This is a genomic window from Dialister sp. CAG:357, from assembly GCF_000435155.1.
Classification (GTDB): Bacteria; Bacillota; Negativicutes; order Veillonellales; family Dialisteraceae; genus Dialister; species Dialister hominis.
On sequence record NZ_FR896447.1, the window covers coordinates 5,847 to 20,642 of the forward strand.

General features: G+C 49.7%; 14 protein-coding genes. 8 read left to right on the plus strand and 6 right to left on the minus strand.

Translation table 11 applies throughout. The annotated features are described in order from the left end of the window. Both M3200_RS06905 and M3200_RS06910 read left to right on the plus strand, forming a co-directional pair. On the plus strand, positions 1-208 hold a 208-nt coding region (locus tag M3200_RS06905; protein ID WP_288178208.1), incomplete at its 5' end, for an efflux RND transporter permease subunit. Positions 209-398: 190 nt separating this feature from the next. Continuing rightward, a complete protein-coding gene (locus M3200_RS06910; RefSeq protein WP_022382805.1) occupies positions 399-1,361 on the plus strand; it encodes an RluA family pseudouridine synthase in 963 nt (320 codons plus the stop codon). Positions 1,362-1,432: 71 nt separating this feature from the next. Here the strand turns inward: M3200_RS06910 and M3200_RS06915 are convergent, their stop codons facing one another. Continuing rightward, positions 1,433-2,377 (minus strand): 2-hydroxyacid dehydrogenase, encoded by a 945-nt coding sequence (locus M3200_RS06915; protein ID WP_022382806.1) that lies wholly within the window; start codon positions 2,375-2,377, stop codon positions 1,433-1,435. Between the two features lie 53 nt (positions 2,378-2,430). After that, on the minus strand, positions 2,431-3,315 hold the full coding sequence (locus M3200_RS06920) for a DMT family transporter (RefSeq protein WP_022382807.1): 885 nt from the start codon (positions 3,313-3,315) through the stop codon (positions 2,431-2,433). A gap of 260 nt (positions 3,316-3,575) precedes the next feature. Between M3200_RS06920 and M3200_RS06925 the strand changes: the two genes are divergently transcribed. Beyond that, positions 3,576-4,376, plus strand: coding sequence for a Cof-type HAD-IIB family hydrolase (locus M3200_RS06925; RefSeq protein WP_022382808.1), 801 nt, complete (start codon positions 3,576-3,578; stop codon positions 4,374-4,376). Between the two features lie 56 nt (positions 4,377-4,432). On the opposite strand, the gene M3200_RS06930 is transcribed toward M3200_RS06925, so the two are convergent. From M3200_RS06930 to M3200_RS06945, 4 genes are read right to left on the minus strand one after another with little or no spacing between them, the layout of a single operon-like run. Then, a complete protein-coding gene (locus M3200_RS06930) occupies positions 4,433-5,368 on the minus strand; it encodes an NAD-dependent epimerase/dehydratase family protein (RefSeq protein WP_022382809.1) in 936 nt (311 codons plus the stop codon). Between the two features lie 17 nt (positions 5,369-5,385). Beyond that, on the minus strand, positions 5,386-6,090 hold the full coding sequence (locus tag M3200_RS06935; protein WP_022382810.1) for a response regulator transcription factor: 705 nt from the start codon (positions 6,088-6,090) through the stop codon (positions 5,386-5,388). Beyond that, complete coding sequence (locus M3200_RS06940; RefSeq protein ID WP_022382811.1) at positions 6,090-7,247, minus strand: sensor histidine kinase; 1,158 nt, start codon at positions 7,245-7,247, stop codon at positions 6,090-6,092. Before M3200_RS06940 ends, M3200_RS06935 begins: the two co-directional genes overlap by 1 nt. 18 nt (positions 7,248-7,265) lie before the next feature. Continuing rightward, positions 7,266-8,024, minus strand: a complete 759-nt coding sequence (locus M3200_RS06945; protein WP_174182972.1) for an exodeoxyribonuclease III — start codon at positions 8,022-8,024, stop codon at positions 7,266-7,268. Positions 8,025-8,690: 666 nt separating this feature from the next. Here M3200_RS06945 and M3200_RS06950 point away from each other — a divergent pair. The 5 genes from M3200_RS06950 (at position 8,691) to M3200_RS06970 (ending at position 14,753) form a co-directional block, all read left to right on the plus strand. After that, positions 8,691-8,963, plus strand: a complete 273-nt coding sequence (locus tag M3200_RS06950; RefSeq protein ID WP_022382813.1) for an ACT domain-containing protein — start codon at positions 8,691-8,693, stop codon at positions 8,961-8,963. 11 nt (positions 8,964-8,974) lie between these two features. Further along, complete coding sequence (locus M3200_RS06955; protein WP_022382814.1) at positions 8,975-10,333, plus strand: PFL family protein; 1,359 nt, start codon at positions 8,975-8,977, stop codon at positions 10,331-10,333. A gap of 226 nt (positions 10,334-10,559) precedes the next feature. Further along, entirely contained in the window at positions 10,560-12,701 is a 2,142-nt protein-coding gene (locus M3200_RS06960) for a sulfatase-like hydrolase/transferase (RefSeq protein ID WP_022382815.1), read from the plus strand. A gap of 121 nt (positions 12,702-12,822) precedes the next feature. Further along, complete coding sequence (gene trmB, locus M3200_RS06965; RefSeq protein ID WP_022382816.1) at positions 12,823-13,482, plus strand: tRNA (guanosine(46)-N7)-methyltransferase TrmB; 660 nt, start codon at positions 12,823-12,825, stop codon at positions 13,480-13,482. Continuing rightward, positions 13,446-14,753 (plus strand): FtsW/RodA/SpoVE family cell cycle protein, encoded by a 1,308-nt coding sequence (locus M3200_RS06970; protein WP_022382817.1) that lies wholly within the window; start codon positions 13,446-13,448, stop codon positions 14,751-14,753. Before trmB ends, M3200_RS06970 begins: the two co-directional genes overlap by 37 nt. The last annotated feature ends 43 nt before the right edge of the window (positions 14,754-14,796 follow it).

Genomic DNA, 14,796 nt, shown 5'->3' on the forward strand with positions numbered 1-14,796 from the left:
CTGCCTGCCGCTGGCGCTTGCAACCGGTGCGGGCGCAGGGGCCAGATGCGGCATGGGTGTTGCCGTCGTAGGAGGTATGACATTTGCTACGTTATTCGGGCTCTTCCTGATCCCGGCATTCTATATCGTAACGGAGAAAGCAGCTGCTGCCATCCGCAGTTCAAAACTTGGCGGAGGCATCAAGCCGTATTTCAAAAAGCAGAAGTAAGTTGATGAAAAGAGGGGCTGACAAGAGCTCCTCTTTTTCTATTGGAATATTCCATGGGAACCGCGCATAATGGTACAATAAAGAAATAAGCATAAACCGGGATTCTCTGCGCTTTGCCAGGAAAGAGGTAAAATGCATCCGGATGGCAGGAGCGGCAGGAAGGCCCGTTTAAATTGAAAGAGAGAAAAGTATGAAAGAATTCAGGGTCCGCGAATCGGAAGCAGGGCAGAGTGTATGGAAATACATCACGAAATTGATGCCCGGTGCATCAGCCAGTCTTCTGCGGAAGAGTCTTCGAAAGAAAAATATTACACTGAACGACAGGAAGCTTGAAGGAAAGGAAAAAATCCAGGCAGGGGACAGCATTAAAATCTGGTTCTCCGATGAAACGATAGACAAGTTCATGGGAAAAGAAGAAAAGGTCCCGGAAAGGAAAGCTGACGGGGATGAACTCTCCGGAAGAATCGTCTATGAAGATCATGATGTGCTTCTTGTCAACAAGCCGGCAGGGCTTCTGACGCAGGGGGATGCATCCGGGGAAAAATCATTGAATGATGAAATCCTTGCGTACCTGAAGGATGAAGTGACGCCTGTTTTCAAGCCGTCCGTCTGCAACCGCCTCGACAGGAATACGAGCGGCCTTGTCATTGCAGGAAAGAATATCCATGCCCTGCAGGCCATGAATGAAATCATCCGGAAGCGTGATGTGAGAAAGATCTACACAGCCCTTGTTTACGGAGAAATGAAGGGGAAGGGAAAGCTGGAAGGCTATCTTAAGAAGGATCATGAGGATAACCAGGTACGCCTCGTGAAGAAATCAGAAGATGCGCAGCATATTGAAATCCTCTATGAAGCCGAAGAAACGTATCGCAAAGAGGGAATTACCTTCACGCGCGTAGAAATCGAGCTCCTGACAGGACGTTCCCATCAGATCCGCGTGCAGATGGCAGGAAAAGGTCATCCGCTCCTGGGGGATAAGAAGTACGGGACAAAGGAGAGCATCGAAGCGTCAAGGGAACTTGGCATCAAAAGGCAGATGCTTCATGCAGGACTGCTATCATTTCCTGCCTTTGAAGAAGGCTTTGAAGGCGTTTCAGGGAAATCCTTCCGCGCGCCGCTTCCAGAAGATATGGAAAAACTCATTCAGAAATAAATACATGGAGTGTACATACAAAAAGACCCTGTCATGCCAGGCGGCATGCAGGGCCTTTCATTTATATTGCATCAGCAGATGACGTTTTTCTGGTCGCCTTTCAGGTAGTTCTCAATATTGTGGAATACAAGGATGGCTCTTCTTTCCATAGCTTCTTTCGTATCAAAGCCTACGTGCGGCGAAAGGATGGTGTGAGGAGCAGAGAGGAGCGGATGATCGGCAGGAAGCGGAGGTTCGCCTTCAAAGACGTCGATGCCTGCGCCGGCAATTTTTCCTTCCTTCAATGCATCGGCAAGGGCTTTGCTGTCGACGACAGGGCCTCTGGCGGTATTGATCAGGATGGCATCCTTCTTCATGAGGGCAATCTTTTCCTTATTGATCAGTCCTCTTGTCTCATCGGTCAGGGGGACATGGATAGAAATGATGTCGCAGGTCTTAAGAAGGGTATCAAGATCGGTGTAGTTGACAAGGTAAGTCTTCGGTGTGCGGCTGTATCCATAGACTTCGCATCCGAATGCCTGGGCAAGACCGGCCACGCGCTGTCCGATAGCGCCTGTTCCGATGATGCCGAATTTCCTTCCCTTGAGCTCGATGCCGCAAAGGCCGGCGTTCGTTTTTCCATTTCTTATGGCTTCCCCGCATTCAGGAAGCATGCGGTAGAGAGAAAGCGCCATGCCGAAGGCAAGTTCAGCAACGGATTCAGTGGAATAGCCTGCGCAGTTGGATACGGCAATATGTCTTTCCTTGCAGTAAGAGATATCGACATGATCGACACCGGTGAAAGCGACGCAGAGGTACTTGAGGGAAGAGGCTTTTTCCAATGCTTCCTTCTTCAAAGGATAGTTGGCAATGACAGCGATGTCAGCACCTTCGATGCGTTTCCCGAGCTCTTCCTGTCCGGAGGGGACTTTGTCATAAGCGGTCAGGTTCCAGCCTTCTTTCTTAAGACCGGATACAAGGGATTCCAAAAGCTCCCTGGTAATGCCCAATGGCTGCGCTATAACGATTTCTTTCATAATACTGCTCCTTCCTGATCAATTCCCGTAAGGGGATGAATACATCGTGGGATTTATGAGATGGGTTTTTCTCTGAGCCGGAGAATGGCCCGGCTTGGAAGCTGCGAGACGAATACGCCTATGCACATGGCGGCAATGCCTGCCATCTGGCGTTCGGTGAATGTGTCGCCCAGGAAAAGGACGCCGCTCAATCCGCCGAAGACCATTTCAAGGCTTAAAATCATGGAGGCTTCAGTCGGGGGCATGTATTTCTGCCCGACTGCCTGCAGCGTGTAAGCAACGCCGCTTGAAAGGATGCCGGTATAGAGGAGAGCGCCCATAGCGCCTTCGATTCCGGTCCATGTCGGTGTTTCATACATAAAGGCAAGGACAAGGTTCAGGATGCCTGTGACGAAGAACTGTCCCGATGAAAGAAGAACGGGATCGAATCTCTGCGTCAGGTAATCAAGCGCCAGAATCTGCAGGGAGAAGAAAATAGCGCAGAGAAGCATCATGAGGTCGCCCGGACTGATGGTGAAATCTGATTTGATGGACATGAGGTAGACGCCCGTAATAGCAGTGACGGCTCCGACAAGGTGCGTCAGGCGGAGCGGATGTCCCAGAAAGAGCCCGAAGAAGGGGACCAAGAGTATGTAATTGGCTGTCAGGAAACTGGCCTTTGATGCCGTGGTGAACTGCAGGCCGACCTGCTGGATCGTGGCAGCGGCAAAAAGGGGAAGTCCCGTCATGAGGAAAGCCGCCCAGAGCGGAATCTTCGTGGACTTGGGATTTTCCTTATGCCGGTTCATATAAATAATGGGCAGAAGGCTTGCGCTTCCCAAGAGGAAACGTACGCCGCCGAAGGTAAATGGACCGATCGTGTCCATGCCGACGACCTGCGCCACAAAGGCAGAGCCCCAGATCAAGGCCGCCAGTACGAGCAGAAGACGATATTTCATACATTCTCCGTTGAAAAAAAGAGCCGCGGCAGGCTCTGGAATTTGGCATGAGGCATGCCCTTGATTATTATTTATTATAATGAATAATCCTGCTTTTTGCTACCATTCAGCAAAGAGGAAGGTGAAATCGGCTCCATTTGGCGCCAAGGGTATTTTCTCATCTGTAAATGTGGTATAGTCGAATAAGAATGTTCTTTTGAAATAATTACCCGTTTACCGGGTATCATACAGGGATTTCCCTGAAGAAGGAGAGTTTTGATATGTCGATTCGTATGATGGCGATTGATCTTGACGGTACGCTCCTGCATGACGACATGACCATTTCCTCATACTCTCGTGATGTAATCAAGAAAGCATCGGAGGAAGGATTCAAGGTCGTCATTGCTACGGGACGTATGTGCAATTCGGCCAGGAAGAAAATGGAAGTGCTCGAACTGGGCAATGTCCCGGTCGTATGCTATACGGGCGCATGGATCATGATGGGGGAAACGGGGGAAGCCATCTATCAGGAAGGCATGGATCCAAAGTTTGCTTCAAAGGCTCTTTTATGGGCAAAGGAAGAGGGGCTCAAGGTCACTGCGTTCTGGGATGATAAAATCTACATGGAAGGCCCCGACGGGACGGAAATCAAGTACAGGAAGTACAGGACCGTGCAGCCAGAATTTCTCGGGGCGGCTTTCTTCAATCCGCCAAAGAAGGTGACAAGGATCGTTTTCTCTGATCCGGATCCCGCTGTCAGGCTGGAAATCAGGAAAGCTATTGAAAACAAGTTCGGGGATGCAGTAGATGTCGTATTCCCCGGAGATGACTTCGTCGATATGCACAAGAGCGGCATTAATAAAGCAACGGCTGTGAAGTACCTGGCGGATCAGGCAGGGATTTCCTCTTCCGAGATCATGGCATTTGGAAATACGGAAAATGATGTCCCGCTTCTCAGGATGGCAGGAGAGTCTTATGCAGTAGCCAATGCGGACAAGATTGCCCTTGATGCAGCGAAAGCTGTCTGCGCATCGAATGAAGAAGACGGCGTAGCGCACATGATTGAAAAACTTCTGAAATAAATCCAACAAAAAGAGACTGGAATCGATGGTTCGATTGACAGTCTCTTTTTATTGGATTATTTGGTATTCTTTTCCCGCTGGGTAAAGAAGGAAAGGGTATCCTTCAATCCGTCGTTTAAGTTGTACGATGGTTTCCAGCCGAAGAGAGATTTCAGCTTTTCATTGGACAGGCAGGAACGATGGATATCTCCTGTACGTTCTTCTGTGTAATGAATGAAGGAATCATCATATCCGGCCAGTGTGACTATTTCATGGGCGAGCTCGTTCAGGCTGATTTCCGTTTCCGTGCTGACATTGCAGATTTCCCCGCTTCCTTTTTCAAGGGCAGCGACATTGGCTGCAACGATGTCATGGACGGAAATGAAGTCTCTTGTCTGTGAACCGTCGCCGAAGATGGTGATGGGCTTTCCGCAGGCAAGGGCTTTTGCGAAAATGTAGATGACGCCGCCTTCTCCGTTAGCTCCCTGACGGGGACCGTACACGTTGCTGTAGCGAAGGATCGTGTAATCAAGGCCGTACAGTTTCTTGTAAAGTTCCAGGTACTTCTCGGTCATCCACTTGGTCAGGCCGTAGAAGGATTCCGGGACAGGCACTTCATTTTCCTTGAGGGGAAGGGCGGGGTTGTCCCCGTAAACAGCGGCAGAGGAGGAGAAAATAATCTTTCTCACGCCAGTCGCTCTTGCGCACTCAAGGACGGAAAGAAGTCCCATGATGTTTTCGTCCGCATCATAGCTTGGATCCTTGATGGATACAGGAACCATGGTCTGTGCTGCTTCGTGATAAACGACGTCAAATTTCCTTTTTTCAAAAAGGTCTTGAAGGGTCTTTCTATCTCTGATATCCGCTTGAATAAATTCCGCCTGAGGCGGGAGGAATTCTCCCGTCCCTGCGGAGAGGTTATCAATGACGGTTACTTCATGGCCGAGCGACAGAAGCTTGTCGACCAGATGAGAACCTATAAATCCGGCACCGCCGGTTACTAAAATTCGCAAAATTCCACCCCCCGGAATCAGTCCTGATGGAAGCGGTAGCCTGCGCCCCAGACGGTTTCGATTCCTTCATAAGGATGTCCGGCAGCGTTTTTCAGCTTGTCTCTCAGTCTGTTGATATGTACGGTGACCGTTGCAGGATCGCCGATCGGATCGAAGCTCCAGATTTTCTCGAAGAGCTGTTCCTTGGAGAATACTTCATTCGGATGCTGGACGAGGAAGTAGAGGAGGTCGAATTCCTTGCCTGTCAGTGTGACGTCCTTGCCGTTCAGGAGTACCTGGCGGGCTTTCGGACAGATGGTGACATCGCCTACGGTAATGCCTTTTTCCACCTGCGGTCTTGCAAGGTCTCTGCTGAGGAGACGGTTGTGGGTAGCGAGCTGAGCTCTCAGGTGAGCCATGAGGACAGTGCCCTTGAACGGCTTCACGATGTAGTCATCAGCGCCGAGGCCCAGACCTCTGACGATGTCCGCATCTTCTGTGCGTGCTGTTGCGAAGATAATCGGCGCATCAGTCTTTTCACGCATTTTGCGGCAAAGAGAGAATCCATCCTCTCCCGGAAGCATGACGTCAAGGATGATAGCATCGATTTTCACTTCATCCATGATCTTGAGGGCTTCCTCGCCATTGTCTGTGACATATGGTTCAAAGCCGGCGCCTTCCAGGAAATCTCTTTCCATGTTGGCAATCTTCGGTTCATCTTCCACTACAAGTACTTTTCTCATTATTTTGTGTTGCTCCCTTCTTTCAGCGGGATATCAAATATCATTTTCAATCCATTTTCATTGACAGCGCGGTAACGTCCCTTATGCGCCGTGACGATCTCCGCTACAATCGCAAGACCAAGGCCGCTGCCGTTGCTTGTTTTGCTTCTTGCCTCATACGTCCTGTAAAAGGCTTCGAATATGTGGGCGGTCTTTTCCGGAGGAACTCCGGGGCCGTCATCCTGATACGTGAATTCTGCATATTTTCCCTTGCGGTAAATCTGGATCAGGACTTCTGAGGTATCTTTGTCTCTATATTTTATCGTATTTGCCAGTAAATTGAAAACCACTCTCTGGAATTCTTTCTCATCAAGCATGGCGATGATGGAATCATCGGTGTTGTAAGAGACGTTCACATTCCTGGATTTCAAGTATTCCAGGTCTTCATTGATGAAGGAGTGGATAGCGCGGCTGAAGTTCGTCGGTACCGGATGGCAGATGATGCGGCTTGTCGAAAGTTTATTATAAAGAGACAATTCATCGATCAGTTTTGACAAGTCATCTGCGCACGAGGCAATCGAGGCAAGGTACTGCTTCCTCTTTTCCGGCGTTTTGCCAAGTCCCAGCTGCAGGGCTTCCGTGTATCCCATGATTGTCGTGAGCGGGGTCCTAAGGTCATGTGTAATGCCTGAGAAGAGGATCTTGCGGCTTGTGAGGAGGTGGGCGCGTTCTGCGATGCTGTTCTTCAGGTATGACTGCATCGTGCGGAATGTGTTGCAGACCTCGCCAAGCTCATCATCGCTGTGGTGGTCAACCACGACATTGAAGTTCCCGTACTGTATGGCATGGGCTGCCAGGGACAGCTGCTGGAGCGGGATGATGATGCGCGACTTCGTTCTTTCATAGAAGAGGTAATCCATCCTTGCGCTGAAAGCGATGATCGCAAGGATCAGGAGGATGAATCCCATGTAAACATACTTGTTGATGACGGCGTCCCCGTGAGAAGCATAGAGGAGGAGCAGTGTCGTAATGATGATGGAAGCGGAGACAGGAATGCCTATGAGTCCCAGTGTGCTTGCAATCATCTTCTGCTGCAGACTGCTTCCTTCCGGCGGGGCAGGCGGTACAGGTGGCAGCGGAGGTGCTAAGTTCTCTGCCGGATTATCATTTTCATCCATATTGATTCGCCTCCGTCCTTAATCCAGATCAAGATCAAGTTCGACAGGGCAGTGATCGCTTCCCATGATTTCCGGATGGATCTTTGCATCCTCGATATGCGCCTTCAAAGCATTGGAGACGATGAAGTAATCGATTCTCCATCCAATGTTTCTTTCCCTGGATTTAGCAAAATAGCTCCACCAGGAATACGCCTTTTCCTTGTCAGGATACTTGAAGCGGAAGGAATCGGTAAATCCTTCTGACAGAAGCTCAGTCATGCGGCTTCTTTCTTCGTCGGTGAATCCGGCGTTCTTGTGGTTGGATGCCGGGTTGGCGATATCGATTTCCTCATGAGCGACATTGAGGTCGCCGCAGAGGATGACGGGCTTTTCTTCGGAAAGACGCTTCATGTAAGCAATCATTTCCGTTTCCCATTTCATGCGGTAGTCCAGACGGACAAGTCCGCGCTGGCTGTTTGGCGTGTAGCAGCAGAGGAGATAATGCGATCCGAAATCGGCAGTGATGAGACGCCCTTCCTGATCATGTTCCTCGATCCCTAGTCCATAGGTGACGGACAAAGGCTCTTTCTTGCTGAAAATCGCGGTCCCGCTGTAGCCTTTTTTGACAGCGCTGTTCCAGTACTGGTGGTATCCGGGCAGGTCAAGTTCGATCTGATCCGGCTGCAGCTTGGTTTCCTGCAGGCAGAAACAGTCTGCATCCAGATCATGGAATGCGTCCATGAACCCTTTCTTGATGCAGGCCCGGAGTCCGTTGACATTCCAAGAGATGTATTTCAGTTTTGACATACGGCCCTCCTTTGATTCAAAAACAATTTACCATGGCTGGTAAATTCAGAAACTTCTATTCCCATCCTAATTATACACTTTTTAGACGGCATAAATACAGTTTTAGTTTATAAATAAATTTATAAATTCAACGGATAGTTCAGTGTTTTGAATACTGGGGAGCCACATATCGCTTTTGTAGTAAATTTCGATAAACATCCACGCTGATACAAGGGCTGCTTTTCAAAGTATAAAGAAGAGTCTTTAAGCGATCGTCAACGAAGTTTATACAATTTATAAACTTATATCGGAAATCAATAACACATGAACGTAAAAAGCAGGTACTTCTCTGCATTTTGGGAATAATAGAAATCATACCATTTCAGAGAGATTTTTGCAGGGTCAAAAGTGAAGGGAAAGGGAAAGGTGACAATTAAAAGCAAAAGAGAGCATTCCTGCCTCTGCTGCCGCCTGGCAGCCCGGAATCAAATGATGAAAAATAATGATGAAAAATAATGATGAAAAATACGGAAAGACATAGAAGACAGAGGCCTCAAATGCCATAAGAAAAAGGGGGATCTGTGCTATAATAGCTAGAGCAGTACAACAAACGGGAAGTGACTGCCTAGGCAGTGATGGAAAAAGGGCGCTTCCGGTATGCCGAAGGGAGGACAGAACATGAAAAAAATCGTGGTAACCGTCATTGGTGCCGACCGCGTCGGTATTGTTGCCGGCGTAACAAAGGAACTTGCAAAAGAAAACATCAATATTCTGGATATTTCCCAGACCATTCTGGATGGAATCTTTGATATGGTGCTGATCTGTGACATGGAGAACGCAAAGGGCTCCTTGAAACAGGTACAGGACGATATGGGAGAACTGGGCCGTGAGCTGGGCGTCGATGTCAGAGTGCAGCTGGCGGATATCTTTTATGCCATGCACAGGATCTGAAAGGGGGAGCCATGCTCGATATAGAGGAAATTCTTGCGACGGAGCGCATGTTTGACCAGAATAAGCTGGATGTCCGCACGATTACCATGGGCATTTCGCTCCTGGGCTGCGTATCCGACGATGAAAAGACCCTGCTGACCAGGATCTATGATACGATCTGCCAGAAGGCAGAACACTTGACGGAAGTCAGCCATGATATTTCCAGGGAATACGGTGTGCCGATCATCAACCGCCGTATTTCTGTCACGCCGGTAGCGCTCATTGCCGGCGGCACGAATGCAAAGAGCTATGTGCCGATCGCTGAAACGCTCCAGAAAGCAGCTGATGCTGTCGGTGTCGACATTCTGGGCGGATTTTCCGCACTTGTAGACAGAGGCATGTCTTCTTCGGATAAAATTCTGATCGATTCCATTCCGGAAGCTTTGGCTGTCACGAAGAGCATCTGCAGCTCGGTTGCCATCGGATCCACCAAGGCAGGCATCAATATGGATGCTGTGAAGCGCATGGGCGAGATTGTGAAGGAAACAGCTGAACTCACAAAGGATCAGGATGCATACGGATGCACGAAGCTTGTCGAATTCTGCAATGCAGTCGAAGACAATCCGTTCATGGCAGGCGCCTTCCACGGCGTCACGCAGGGCGATACTGCCATCCATGTCGGCGTATCCGGTCCGGGCGTCGTCAAGAGAGCGCTGGAAGATGTCAAAGGCGCACCGCTTAATGTCGTTGCCAAGACGATCAAGAATACAGCCTTCATGATTACCCGTCTTGGACAGATGGTGGCAGAAGCTGCCGTCGATCGCCTCCATGCGCCGTTCGGCATTATCGACCTTTCCCTTGCACCGACTTCTGCTGTCGGAGACAGTGTAGCGCAGGTTCTTGAGGAAATGGGTCTTGAGAGCTGCGGCGGCCCCGGTACCACGGCAGCCCTGGCGCTCTTAAACGATGCAGTGAAGAAGGGCGGCCTTATGGCTTCTTCTTCCGTCGGCGGTCTTTCCGGCGCTTTCATTCCGGTCAGTGAAGACCTTGGCATGATTGAAGCCGTACAGAAGGGAAGCCTTTCCCTTGAAAAACTCGAAGCCATGACCTGCGTATGCTCGGTCGGCCTTGATATGATTGCCGTTCCCGGAGACACGACGGCATCCACGATTTCCGCCATCCTTGCAGATGAAGCGGCTATCGGCATGATCAACAACAAGACGACGGCTACCCGCCTGATTCCGGTACCTGGAAAGAAACCGGGAGACATGGTTCAGTTTGGCGGACTCATGGGATATGCTCCTGTCATGAAGATCAACGAATTCAAGGCAGATGAATTCATTGCAAGAGGCGGCAAGATCCCTGCACCGATCCGTTCCCTGACAAACTGATACAGGATAAACTGATACAGGAAAATAAAATGCCCGAAGGGGGTTCCAGTGCAATGCCGGAGCCTTTCCTTCGGGCGTTTTTTTGATGGAATGGAAGGAAATTCATGTAAAACGAGGGAAGAGGGACCTTTCCGTTCCTTGATGTATTTTTTGCATACTTGTGATAAAATAAAACAGTTATTTTTTTATCAGTAAGGATATAGTTACGGGTATGTAAAGGGTTATCATGACACGTAAAAAAATAAAAGCAGGGAAAGCTTCCGCAGGGAAAAAAGATCTTCCGGGAAAGAAACCGGCAGATGAAATAAAGAAAGAAATAAATGAAATAAAAGAACCGGACAAAGAACCGGTGAAAAAAATGGAAAAAAGAGAAAGTCTGGGCCACTGGAAACGCTGGTGGGCAATCGCAACGCTCGTTCCATTTACGATTGCTCTCTTCCTTTCCTGGTACTTCGGTGCACCTGGCGGATATGCCTTCGCATCTCAGATCAAGGTATTCCTGCTCTTCCTGCAGGTGGGTTTTGTTACTGCCTACTTCATCCGTCACGATTTGAAAAAGGCTGCGCTCCATCTATGGCTCACGATTGCATTCCTATGGGCGCTGGGGCTGATTGTGCCGTTCCTGTCCACGCAGACGAATGTCCTTCTGGATATGTCGGATATATCAGGGGAGCTGTCGACGCCGCTTTATCTCTTCATTTCCTGCCTGACTGCCGCATGGATCCTGCCGGGGAAATGGAGAACGATAGCACGTATCATCTGCGCGCTTCTCATTGTCGTTTATGTGCTTATCCAGTTCACTTATATCGGATATTACTTCATTACGCATTCCCTGATTTCCATCAACATGCTGCTCGCACTGGCGCAGACCAATCTGGCGGAGACGATGGAATACATCCAGGTCAATATCCCGTATGCAGGCATTGCCGTGGGCGTGACAGCCGTTCTTCTCCTTGGCTGGCTCATTTACCACAACAGCCGCTTCAGCTTTGACCGCGTGGAATCTGTTTCGAGAAAGACATGGTTTGCCATGCTGGGGCTCTTCATCGTAAACCTCGGTCTCTGCGGACTGTCGATCGGCGGCACGCGCATTGCGCAGGTCTATGCAGAAACGTATGAAACGCTGCAGAGCTTCCATGATTTCCAGAAAATCGTTGAAGCCCGCAGAAATATGAGAATCAAGGATCCTGAAATCATTGAAAAGCTCAAGGCTGCGCCGGACGGGGTCTATGTGCTTGTCATCGGTGAATCCCTGACGCGCGATCATATGAATGTCTATGGATACGAAAGAGATACGACACCGTTCCAGTCACAGGCAGCCATCGATCCGCATTATGTATTCTTCAATCATGCTTACTCCTGCTATACGCAGACCGTCCAGGTTCTGACCGAAGCTTTGACAGAAAAGAACCAGTATAATGATATGGCGCTTGCCAATGCTTATTCCATCATCGATATGGCAAGGGAGGCTGGCTTCCATACGACATGGATTTCCAACCAGTCCCGCTTCGGCATCTGGGATACGCCGATCGGCGCAATCGGATCTGCCTGCGACGACCAGTACTGGATCAACCAGTATGTCGGCACTGATGTCATCACCAAGGACTACGATACAGTGCTTGTCCCGTACTTGAAGAAGGTCGACCCGAATAACCGCCGCCAGCTCATCGTCATCCATCTGATGGGCAGCCACGTCAGCTATTGGGACAGGTATCCGTCCGAGTTCTACCACTGGTCGGAAGATCAGGGCAAGGTCAGAAGCACTTCTGAAATCATGAATGATGAATACGACAATTCCGTGCTTTTCAATGACTATGTCATGGGAAGCATCATGAATTCTGCCACGAACTATCTCCACGCTGACAGCGTCATGTACTTCTCCGATCATGGGGAACAGGTGACGGAAAGACCGGGCCATAATGCGGACCAGTTCGATTTCACCATGGTCCACATCCCGTTCTGGGTGTACACATCCCCGCAGTATGAGAGAGAACGTCCGGAAGAGTTCCGCATGATGCTCGAAAGAAGAAATATGCCGTTCACCAACGACATGCTCTATGATACCTTCCTTGGCATCATGGGAATCAAGGCGGCTCATTATGATCCGACCGACGATTTCTTCTCGCCGAAGTACGACAAGGACGTCACAACGCTCATGACCATGTATGGCAACATCATGATCAGGAACGATGTGGAGCAGCTTGGATCGGATAAGGCGGCCAATGACGCAGCCTGGAATCAGGGCCTGCAGGACCGCGCAAGAGCATCCGGCAGTGATGAATTCGACTGGAGCCGTTTCAAGCCGGTCAAGATTTCCGCCAAGCCGATGCCTGAAGTGGAAAACGAAGGACTGTCCCAGGCATCGTAATCATTTGAACTATTTTTTGGGAAAGAGCCAGGATTGCCCGGCTCTTTCTTGCTATCCTATTAAAATTCATCTAAAATGTTGAATTAAGATTTCATTTTCCCGTATAATATAAGGAGGACTTATGAGACTTCGCAGAAAGCCCTGGATTGAAGAATCCATTAAGCAGTACACTTCCATTCTTTTTCTGGAAGAACCGAAAGATCTGAAAGGCAAATGGAGCACGCAGTTCGCGCATCCTGAAAAGCCGATTCATGTGGAATTCGGTACAGGAAAGGGACAGTTCATCTCCGGAATGGCAGACATTCACAGGGATGTCAATTACATCGGTATGGAAGTGCAGGAAGGCGTCATTTACTATGCCGCAAAGAAAGTAGCGGAAAAAGAACCGCCGCTCGACAATGTACGTTTGATCCTTGGGGATGTCAGTGAAATTCTTGATATATTCGCACCGGGGGAGGTTGAGGTGATTTACCTGAACTTCAGCGATCCATGGCCGAAGAAACGCCATGCCAAGAGAAGACTGACATACCGCGATTTCCTGAAACGCTATGCCCTCATCCTCAAAGAAGACGGGGAAATCCGTTTCAAGACTGACAATAAGGATCTTTTTGATTTTTCCATCGAGGAATTCACAGAGATGGGATGGAAATTATCCGACGTGACTTATGATCTGCATCAGGCTCCCGTGCCAGGCGATGTAGAGACGGAGTACGAGGAGAAATTTTCCAGGAAGGGGAATCCAGTATGTCGTCTCGTAGCGAGACGTCCCAAGTCAAATTAGAAGTTTCGCGATATACACCACCTGAATTATTGGGGCTGGTTGCTGTCACGGTAATTCTGATCTGCATCGGGACTGTGAATATCTACAGCTCAACTCAGTACATGAATATCATATCGGGGGACAGCACGTACTCCCACTTGGCAAGACATCTTCTGTTCCTCTCAATCAGCGTAATTACAGCATTCGTGCTGACGAAGCTTCCAATCAAGCTCGTGCGCAAAGGGGCGCTGGTCTGGGTCATCGGGACGGTGCTCTTGCTCTGCCTTGTCATCGTAGCCGGTAAGAATGTCAACGGTGCGACCCGCTGGATCCAGCTCGGTCCGGTGTCGCTGCAGCCATCGGAATTTGCGAAGGTGACAGGAATCATATGGGCCTCTTCTTATCTTGCCAAAAAGGTGGATGCCGGAGAGAAAATCGCCCTTATTCCGCAGGTTTTCCGCGCCATTGTCGGCATATTCGTCAGTATTTTCCTCTTTGCTTCAGGCTCCAAAAGGAAGAAAAACAAAAAGTACACGTTTGGCCAGCTTCTGACATACATTTCGCCATTGGCGGCGCCGCTTGTCATGGCGGCTCTCGTCATGAAGCAGCCGGATATGGGCACGGCAGCCATCATCCTGCTCCTGCCATGCCTCCTTTATATCATTGCGGGGCTTCCTGCCATTGAAATTCTTTTGGGCGGCGCAGGGATCGGTACGCTCGGACTTCTTCTGGCGCTCAGCTCAGCGTACAGAAGAGACAGGTTTTTCGTGCTCTGGGACCCGTTCTCTGATGCGGCCGGCAAGGGATATCAGACCGTGCAGAGTCTGATTGCCGTTGGCTCAGGCGGATTCCTCGGGCAGGGCATAGGCAAGGGATTTGCCAAGTTCCTTTATCTCCCCGAGCAGTATACGGACTTCGCCTATGCCGTATTCTGCCAGGAAATGGGCTTCATAGGCGGAATTATCGTCATGCTCCTTTTCATGGCATTCCTGCTTTTGGGATTTGCCACGGCAAGGCGTCTGAAGGATTCCTACTCAGCCTTCGTGGTCTATGGGCTGACGCTCATGATCTCGCTTCAGGGGCTCATCAATATGGCGATGGTTCTTGGATCATTCCCTGTTACAGGCGTTCCGCTGCCTTTCATTTCCTTTGGCGGCACATCCCTGATGACGAATATCTGCTCCGTCGGCCTGATTTACGGAACCGCTGTGCAGAGCATTGAAAACACCGAACGGGAAGTACGAAAGAAGCGGATACAGGCGATGGATGGAGTGAATCCTTTCTGGCAGTAATGAATGGTTCCACAGCCAGCTGGCTATAATGGAGGAAGGCGGC